The sequence below is a fragment of the Thiothrix sp. genome, assembly GCF_028714775.1.
GTDB lineage: Bacteria > Pseudomonadota > Gammaproteobacteria > Thiotrichales > Thiotrichaceae > Thiothrix.
In genome coordinates this window covers 1-8446 of record NZ_JAQTLS010000046.1, presented here as the reverse complement: position 1 = coordinate 8446, position 8446 = coordinate 1, and the positions used below count along the sequence as shown (strand labels likewise).

Sequence of the window (8446 nt, the reverse complement as noted above, 5' to 3'; positions counted from 1 at the left end):
CATTTGGTGGAAATTGATGCCAAAATTCGTGACTTGCAAGCCATACGTGCCGTACTGGAACAGATTGCCCAATGCCCAAGCCAGACAGCAGAGCATTGCTACTTGCTGGAGACGCTGGATCAGCGGGGGTGTTGCCTGCCAGAACATTGAAACTGCTTGCAGTTGGCGTTTGTCCATGAAATCATTCAAGCAATTCATTGAATGAGAGATGCCCAATGCAAACGCCCGGTTTCAAACAGCAGGTCAACGCCCAGTTCGCCCTAATTGCGCAGGCACTCGCTTCCCCACAGCGGCTGGAAATCCTCGACTACCTCGCGCAAACCGAGCACAGCGTGGAAGAACTCAGCCAGCTTGCCAGCCTGAGCGTTGCCAATACCTCGCGCCACCTACAAACCCTCAAGCAGTCTGCGTTGGTCAATGTACGCACCGATGGCAAACGCCGCCTCTACCGCCTCGCCGGGGATGACGTGGTGCAACTGATTGCCAGCTTGCGCCGTACCGCCGAATTGCATCTGGCAGAAGTGGAACGCCTTGCCCACACCTACCTGACCAACAAGGCTGAAATGGAAGCCATTAGCGCGGAAGAACTCCTCGCCCGCATCGGACGCGACGAAGTGACCGTGCTGGACGTGCGCCCCGCCGCCGAATATGCCGCCGGACACATCCCCGGCGCGATTCACCTGCTACCCGAAGAAGTTGCCGAACGCTTGCACGAGCTTGATGACAGCAAAACCATCGTTGCCTACTGCCGGGGGCCTTACTGCGTGTATTCCTTCCAGATGGTGCAAACCCTGCGTGGGCATGGCATTACCGCGCTGCGCCTGCAAGATGGCCTGCCGGAATGGAAAGCTGCCGGGTTGCCAACCCAAACCACACATTGACCATAAAACTGCTACGGAGGATTCCCCATGTTTTTCTTGCAACGCGCCGCGCCGTCTGACGCATCCTCACTGGCCTACATGTTCGGTTGTGGCGGCAAAGGCCACGCCATTGCCGTTGATGTCCATGCCGAGGACGTGGACTGGTTTTTGCAGCAAGCCGCGCAACAAGCGGTGAAAATTGATTACGTGATCGACACCCACATCCATGCCGACCACGTATCCGGCGGGCGCGAACTGGCACAACGCTGTGGCGGGCAATACTGTTTGCACGAAAGTTCCACCCCGCAGTTTGCCTTCACCGCGCTCAAAGATGGGCAGGTGCTGACCGTTGGCAATGTTACCGTCACCGTATTGCACACACCGGGGCATACGGCAGACAGCATTTGCCTGTTGGTGTCCGATGTGCGCCGCAGTGCCGGGCCGTGGTTTGTGCTGACCGGGCATACCCTGTTTGTGGGAAGTGCAGGGCGTCCCGACTTGCGCGGTGATGAGGAACGCATGGGGGGCCTGCTGCACGGTTCGATTTTCAACAAGCTGCTGACTTTGCCGGAATACGTGGAAATCTTCCCCGGTGCGCAAGCAGGCAGCGTGTGCGGGGCAGGTATTTCTGGCAAACCATCGTCCACCATCGCCTTTGAAAAGCGCTTTAATACCGCGCTGGTAGCGGATAAGGGGGAATTCGTGGCGGCAATCCTCAGCAACTTGCCGCCACAACCTGTGGGTATGGCGGAGATTATCCGGCGTAATGTGATGGGAGGATAACCAAGCCCATCGTTCAGGTTGGACAATTCCAGCTATGCGTCTCCTGCTGCGTATGTTTGCACCATGCATACAGTGCGTCGTACATCACCATGCCTTGTGCCAACATTGCATGGTCATCCGTGAAATTGTGTGACAAGCCCAACGACAAGGCGAGCAGGCCCGCCGCCTGTGGTGCAATGTCCAGCCGTGCTGTATCAGCCCCACGCACAATCACCGCCAGTTGCTGCAAGGCTGGGTCGGTGAGGTTGTGTTTGCTGAGGAACGCATCAAAGCTGCACAACTCCCCAGCGTGGGAATACTCCACGCCGGGGATGTCGTAAGGGATTGCCCCGCTATCTGCCGCTACTGCTAGCACTTGGTCGGCGGGCACATAAAGAAACTCCGCTTCCTTGTCGATAAAACGGGCAATCAGCCACGGGCAGGCGATGCGGTCAATCTTCGCGTGTTACCCATTTCGTGTGTGCCATTAGCCAATTGCCCCCATGATAAAGGTATACGCCAACCCCAGCAGCGCACAAACAGGGATCACCTTCATGATGTCCGCCTTGTATTTCCACAAGGCCACAAACGCCCCGACCGCCACGATAACCGTGAACCACTCGAACGGGTTGGTGAACGGTGCTGCTGCTGTGCCTTTAGGCCAGAATGTATGCCATGCGAAAAATACTGCCAGATTCATGATCACACCCACTACCGCTGCGGTGACACCTGTCAAGGGTGCGGTGAATTTGATGTCATTACGGGTACTTTCCACGACTGGCCCCGCTGCGAGGATGAACAGGAATGACGGTAAAAAGGTGAAAAAGGTTGCCACCGCTGCACCCGCAAAGCCTGCCGCAACCGGGTTGCTGAGTACGCCTTTTGCCACACCACCCATGTAACCAACCCACGTCACCACCATGATTAACGGCCCCGGTGTAGTTTCGCCCAGTGCCAAGCCATCCATCATTTGTGGCCCGGTTAGCCAACCGTACTGTTCCACCCCGCCTTGGTAGACGTAAGGCAATACTGCATACGCCCCACCAATGGTCAGGAACGCCGCTTTGGTGAAGAAGCTCCCCATTTCACTCAATGCTTGGTTGCCGAACAGTGCAAACATGGAAACTGCCCAAATACCGATGAAGGCAGCTACCGTGATGCCAAGTTTTGCCCATGAAAATCTCGCATGGTCTGGCGTTGGGGTATGGTCATCAATCACCGCCGCGCCGTATTGCTTATTGGATGCGCCGTGCCCACCGCTGCCTTTGAACTTGTCCGGCATGACCTTACCGCCAATGACACCCAATAGCGCGGCTACCAGTACGATCCATGGGAAGTCTACCCCAAACACGAAAATGGCGATAAAAGCCGCCGCCGCCATGCTCCACAGGATGCTGTTTTTCAGCGCCTTTGAGCCAATCCGCCACGCGGCAAACAGCACAATGGCCACGACCGCTGGTTTTATGCCATAGAATAAGCCCTGCATCAGCGGCACATCGCCCCATGCCAGATACACCCCCGCCAACACTGACAGTAGCAAGAACGCAGGCAGGAAGAACAATACCCCCGCCATCACCGCACCCACTACCCCGTGCATCAGCCAGCTAATGTAAATCGCCAATTGGATCGCTTCCGGCCCCGGCAAGATCATGCAGAAATTCAGTGCGTGTAAGAATCGGTGTTCGGAAATCCAACGTTTCTTTTCCACCAAATCGGTGTGCATCATCGCAATCTGCCCCATCGGACCACCAAAGCTGATGAAGCCCAGCTTGAACCAGTATTTGAAGGCTTGCCCCAACGTCGGGGTAGCGGGTGGTGTTTGGGGTATGTCGCTCAAGGGGAATCCTCTTGTAAAGAAAAGGCGTGGTAAAAATCGTGGAGTATTTGAGTGCCCGCTAACAGCAGCGCATCATCATCGTTAATGCGGTGTTTCAAGCCTTTCAGCAACAGGGCAAAGCCCGCCGCTTCGGGGTTCGTGCCGCCCACGTCCAGTGTATGCACCAGTTTGCTGAGGCGTTGCAGCCCAACATCCTGTTCCAGCCCGAAACTGGCGAGCAGGGTTTCAAAGGTCACGCGCTTGCCGATATGGGTGAAACGCGCCCCGTCAAAATCGAAGCCCAGCGCATTAGCAGGGCAACCAGCGGTATTTTCCAACCACAGGAATTGTGCTTGTGGGTCAATGAAACAGTGGATCAGCCATGCCGAGGCCAGCCTGTCCACCCACAAATCTTGCCGGGTTGCCCATGTCCTGCCCTGAAAATCAGCTTTGTCCAAGCGTTCCGGCATACCTTCACGGAAAGAAGGTTCGGTAGATACCTGCCGCTTTTGTAGGGCAGCTTCCGTTGTTGCCAGCCGTTTTTGGGCAGTGGCTTGTAATGGGTGGGGGAAGTAGTCTGTATCCATGATCGTTGCCAAGCGTTTGGCGGCGTTTTTGAGCAGTTTGCGGGTGGCGGGGATGTCTTCTGCCAGCGGGTCACATTGTGCCAGTTCCTCCAGCCATGCGCTGTAATCCGCCCCACGGTCAAACAAGGCCGGGAAGGTTTCCGCCTGTTGCTGGTTGGCTTGGATGTCCAGCACCCAAGCGTCCCCACCAGATTTACGGGTATCTTCCGCGACAGTACCAAGGCTGTTATGGGTGTTACCTTGTGCAGGCAGTAGCCACACACCATCACGCAGGCTGGCACAACCAAGGGTTTTTAATGCCCGCCAAATACGCATCCGTGCGGTGGCGTTTTCAGTGGGAAGGGAGGTAATAAGTAGTATCCATTGCATGAAGTGTAGAATACATTACACAAAATATAAAGAATATAACATTTTAGCGTAGCCAGTAGACATTATCCCAATGGTGCTGTTTACGCATAATTACCCCCCTATGAAAATCACTTCAAGAGAAGTTTATCTTCCGGTTTTCGGCAAGCCTGCAATACGTGCCGCTTGACCCCGCGTTTTGCCAATGCTGCTGTCAGCATTGCAACCTCTTCTTTGCTTAGCAAGCTGCTGTCAACGGTCGTCCTGATCTCGTAATCCACGTGTTTGGCAGCCAGCAGCAAATCTAGGCTTTCCTCAGCTTTGAACCCACTACCTGCCAAACCAGTGACTTTCTTGTAGGCATGGAACGGCGCTTTAATGTCCAGTCCCACCCAGTCCACATAAGGCAACACCTTTGCCAAGCGTGCAGGCATGATTCCCGCCGTGTGCAGGGCAACCTTGAAGCCCAACGCCTTCACTGCCTGCATGGCTTCCGGCAGGCGCGGCTGTAGCAGCGGCTCACCACCACTGAACACCACCCCATCCAGAAACCCGGCCCGTTCCCGCAAAAAATGCATCACTTCTGCCCATTCCAGTTTGCCCGGCACATCGGTACGCAGCAAATGCGGGTTATGGCAGTAGCGGCAATGCCATGGGCAGCCCTGGCAAAACAGCACGGCTGCCAGATGCCCCGGAAAGTCGATGCTGGTTAACGGCACTAGCCCACCTAGCTGCAACACGGGCGTTTTCCTTCTAGCCGTGGGGAGGTTTCCACAAAAGGAAGGCGTTCCACGTGTTCGCTTTGCTTGCCGGGGTTGAAAGAGCTGACAGGGCGGTGGTAGCCCATCACCCGTGTCCACACTTCGCAACGCTGGCGTTTACTGTTTTCCAACCTGATCGGCTGCGGATTTACTGAATGGTGCATAAGGATTCCTGTTGTTTTTGGAGTAATAATTCTTCGTCACAGCGCGGGCAAAACTCGTGTTCCCCGGCGAGATAACCGTGTTTGGGGCAGATGGAAAAAGTGGGTGTCACCGTGATGTAAGGCAGGCGGAAACGTTCCAAACTGCGGCGCACCAGTTGTTTGCAGGCTTGTGGACTGGAAAGGCGTTCCTGCATGTACAGGTGCAGTACCGTGCCGCCGTTGTATAGCGTTTGCAAACCGTCTTGCAGGCTCAGTGCCATGAACGGGTCATCGGTGTAACCCACCGGCAACTGGCTTGAATTGGTGTAATACGGGCGTTCCGACGTACCCGCTTGCAATATATCGGGGAAACGTTTGCGGTCTTCCTTGGCAAAACGGTAAGTCGTACCTTCCGCTGGGGTAGCCTCCAGATTGTACATATGCCCGGTTTCTTCCTGAAAATCCCGCAGGCGGCTGCGGATGTGCCGCAACAGGCGCACTGCCAATGCTTGCCCTGTGGGTTCGGCAATGTGGGTCGTGTCCGCCGTGAAATTACGGATCATCTCATTCACCCCGTTCACGCCGATGGTGGAGAAATGGTTGCGCAATGTCCCCAGATAACGTTGGGTGTAGGGGTAAAGCCCCTGATCCATGTGTTGCTGGATCACCTTGCGCTTGATCTCAAGGCTGTCGCGCCCCAGTTCCAATAGGGTATCCAGCCGTGCAAACAGCCCTGCCTTGTTGCCCCGGTACACATAGCCAAGGCGGGCGCAGTTGATAGTGAACACCCCCAGCGAGCCGGTCTGTTCCGCCGAACCGAACAGGCCATTGCCGCGCCGTTCCAGTTGGCGCAGGTCAAGTTGCAGGCGGCAACACATCGAGCGCACCATGCCCGGTTCCAGCCCCGATTTCAGGAAGTTCTGGAAGTATGGCAAACCGTATTTCGCCGTGACCCGAAACAGCAGGTCGGTGTCCGCACTCTCCCACGGAAAATCACGGGTAATGTTGTAGGTGGGAATCGGAAAGGTAAACACCCGTCCACAGGCATCGCCTTCTTCCATGATTTCGAGGAAAGCACGGTTAATCATGCCCATTTCTGCTTGGCAGTCGCCGTAGCTGAACGCCATTTCCTCCCCAGCAATCACCGGAATCTGCGTTTTCAGGTCATCCGGGCAAGTCCAGTCAAAGGTCAAATTCGTGAACGGGGTTTGCGACCCCCAGCGCGAGGGGAAATTCAGGTTGAAAATGAACGACTGCATCAGTTGCCGTACATACCCATAGTCCAACTTATCCTTGCGGATGTAGGGGGCAAGGTAGGTATCGAAGGAACTGAATGCCTGTGCGCCTGCCCATTCGTTCTGCAAAGTGCCTAGGAAATTCACCGCTTGCCACAGGGCGCTGTCCAGATGTTTGGGGGCTTTGGCATCGGTACGCCCCGGCACGCCGTTGAAGCCTTCGTGCAGCAGGGTACGTAATGACCAGCCCGCGCAATAACCGCCCAGCATGTCAAGGTCATGGATATGCACGTCGCCCTCACGGTGCGCCTGCCCGATGTCTGGCGGGTACACCTGGTCAAGCCAGTAGTTGGCAATCATTTTCCCCGCCGTGTTCAGGATCAACCCGCCCACGGAATAGCCTTGGTTAGCGTTGGCATTCACCCGCCAATCACGCTGTTGCAGGTAACTGTCGATGGTGTCGGCAACTTCCACACAGCTCATGCCAGCCACTCCCGAATGCTGGTGCCTACCAGCCTGTCCATGTAGCGGGCGCGGTACAGCAGGCGGCGGTGGTCTTGCGTGTCAGTAAAGCCGCTGCGGTCGTGCAGCACGTTATTGCTGACCAGCCCCATGCCCGGTTCGAGCTTGCCCCGGAAAATGTAGGTCGAATCGCCTTCCAGCCAGTCGCCGAGGGCTGCCAGTGCTTCACGGGTCAGTGGGTCATCTTTCCACGCCACATTGCGCCCACGGATGGTGTAGCGCATGTGCAAATCCCCTGTCACCGCGTCAACCGAAAATACCGGGCCGACATTTTCCGCACGGGCAACCGTATCACCGTCGGTGCGGGCAGGAATGGTCATCACATCCGGCTGCATCAGGGCGCGGATATAGTTCGGGTTTTGGTCACGCAGGCGCAAATAGGCAATTTCGTGATCCAGCAAACGGTTTTCACCACCCTCTGGCGCACTTTGCACACAATGCAGCAGCAGCCCGTGGATTTGTTGCTCCGACAGGTTGTAATAGCCGTCGGTATGCCACTGGATCAGGCGGTTGCTGTAGGGGATGTAATGTTCACGCGCCCCACTCTCCGCAGCGGCAACGGTCAGGGAAGTCAGCCCATCATCATCCGCCAGCCAGTTGTGGTCTAGGTGCTGCAAACCAAATTGTTGTGCCATCCGGTGCGGGATGGAACGGTCGGGGTCATCCCCGGTTTTGCCCACATAAATGACCATATTGGCCTTGCGGCAACGTGCCAGCATCGCCTGATGTTCAGCATCCGTCAGGTGGCGCGGATCGCGGACTTCCACAATCAGGTCTTCCAGATATACTGGGTAGTCTTGCAATTTTTGTTGCCGCCATTGGTGGTAGAGAACTTCATCATCTAATAGGAAAGGGCTGTACATCGTTGGTGATACCTCTTTAGTGGAACTACATGTAGATAAAATATAAGACAAATGCACTATATGTAGTAATCGTCAGCATAACCTTGACTTGAGTCAATGTGTGGGAGGAAGCCTTCCTGTCCAATAGCAGCATGAACCTCGCTAACCACCTCAATACTTTCGGGCAGCACCTGTTACACCGCCACGGTGAACGGGTGCATAAGCTTGCCCTGAATGCCAGTTTCACTTGCCCTAACCGTGATGGCAGCAAAGGGCAGGGGGGATGCACTTTTTGCAATAATGCATCTTTCAATCCGCAAGGCAGGCATCCACCGACGGTCACACAGCAAATCGCCGCTGGGCGTGCGGTGCTTGCCAAACGCACCGGGGCAAAAAAGTTCATCGCCTATTTTCAGGCTTACACCAATACTTATGCCGCGTTGGAGGTGCTGAAGCCCTTGTATGACCAAGCCTTGGCAGAACCCGATGTGATTGGCTTGAGCATCGGCACACGCCCCGATTGCGTCCCCGATGTGGTATTGGATTTACTGGCTGATTACCAAGCGCAAGGCT

Annotated in this window: 9 protein-coding genes and 1 pseudogene; 3 read left to right on the top strand and 7 right to left on the bottom strand. The window is 55.6% G+C overall.

What is annotated here, in order from left to right:
• Positions 1 to 215 precede the first annotated feature (215 nt).
• Complete coding sequence (locus PHE17_RS21020; RefSeq protein WP_301017887.1) at positions 216 to 881, top strand: metalloregulator ArsR/SmtB family transcription factor; 666 nt, start codon at positions 216 to 218, stop codon at positions 879 to 881.
• A gap of 27 nt (positions 882 to 908) precedes the next feature.
• Positions 909 to 1643 (top strand): MBL fold metallo-hydrolase, encoded by a 735-nt coding sequence (locus PHE17_RS21015; protein ID WP_301017886.1) that lies wholly within the window; start codon positions 909 to 911, stop codon positions 1641 to 1643.
• A 13-nt stretch (positions 1644 to 1656) separates the two neighbouring features.
• Here the strand turns inward: PHE17_RS21015 and PHE17_RS21010 are convergent, their stop codons facing one another.
• From PHE17_RS21010 to PHE17_RS20980, 7 genes are all read right to left on the bottom strand, one after another.
• Positions 1657 to 2079 (bottom strand): chromate resistance protein ChrB domain-containing protein, encoded by a 423-nt coding sequence (locus tag PHE17_RS21010; RefSeq protein ID WP_301017888.1) that lies wholly within the window; start codon positions 2077 to 2079, stop codon positions 1657 to 1659.
• Between the two features lie 30 nt (positions 2080 to 2109).
• Positions 2110 to 3459 (bottom strand): chromate efflux transporter, encoded by a 1350-nt coding sequence (chrA, locus tag PHE17_RS21005; RefSeq protein ID WP_301017885.1) that lies wholly within the window; start codon positions 3457 to 3459, stop codon positions 2110 to 2112.
• Positions 3456 to 4394, bottom strand: a complete 939-nt coding sequence (locus PHE17_RS21000; RefSeq protein ID WP_301017884.1) for a chromate resistance protein ChrB domain-containing protein — start codon at positions 4392 to 4394, stop codon at positions 3456 to 3458. Before PHE17_RS21000 ends, chrA begins: the two co-directional genes overlap by 4 nt.
• 107 nt (positions 4395 to 4501) lie before the next feature.
• On the bottom strand, positions 4502 to 5110 hold the full coding sequence (locus PHE17_RS20995; protein WP_301017883.1) for an anaerobic ribonucleoside-triphosphate reductase activating protein: 609 nt from the start codon (positions 5108 to 5110) through the stop codon (positions 4502 to 4504).
• Positions 5098 to 5295, bottom strand: a complete 198-nt coding sequence (nrdD, locus tag PHE17_RS20990; protein WP_301017882.1) for an anaerobic ribonucleoside-triphosphate reductase — start codon at positions 5293 to 5295, stop codon at positions 5098 to 5100. The genes PHE17_RS20995 and nrdD overlap by 13 nt, the downstream gene beginning before the upstream one ends.
• The gene (locus PHE17_RS20985; protein WP_301017881.1) at positions 5280 to 6992 is read right to left on the bottom strand and encodes a ribonucleoside triphosphate reductase; all 1713 of its coding nucleotides are present in this window, start codon (positions 6990 to 6992) and stop codon (positions 5280 to 5282) included. The genes nrdD and PHE17_RS20985 overlap by 16 nt, the downstream gene beginning before the upstream one ends.
• A complete protein-coding gene (locus tag PHE17_RS20980; protein WP_301017880.1) occupies positions 6989 to 7894 on the bottom strand; it encodes a TauD/TfdA family dioxygenase in 906 nt (301 codons plus the stop codon). Before PHE17_RS20980 ends, PHE17_RS20985 begins: the two co-directional genes overlap by 4 nt.
• A 98-nt stretch (positions 7895 to 7992) precedes the next feature.
• On the opposite strand from PHE17_RS20980, the pseudogene PHE17_RS20975 reads away from it, so the two are divergent.
• A pseudogene (locus PHE17_RS20975) lies at positions 7993 to 8446 on the top strand (hypothetical protein); the annotation flags it as partial.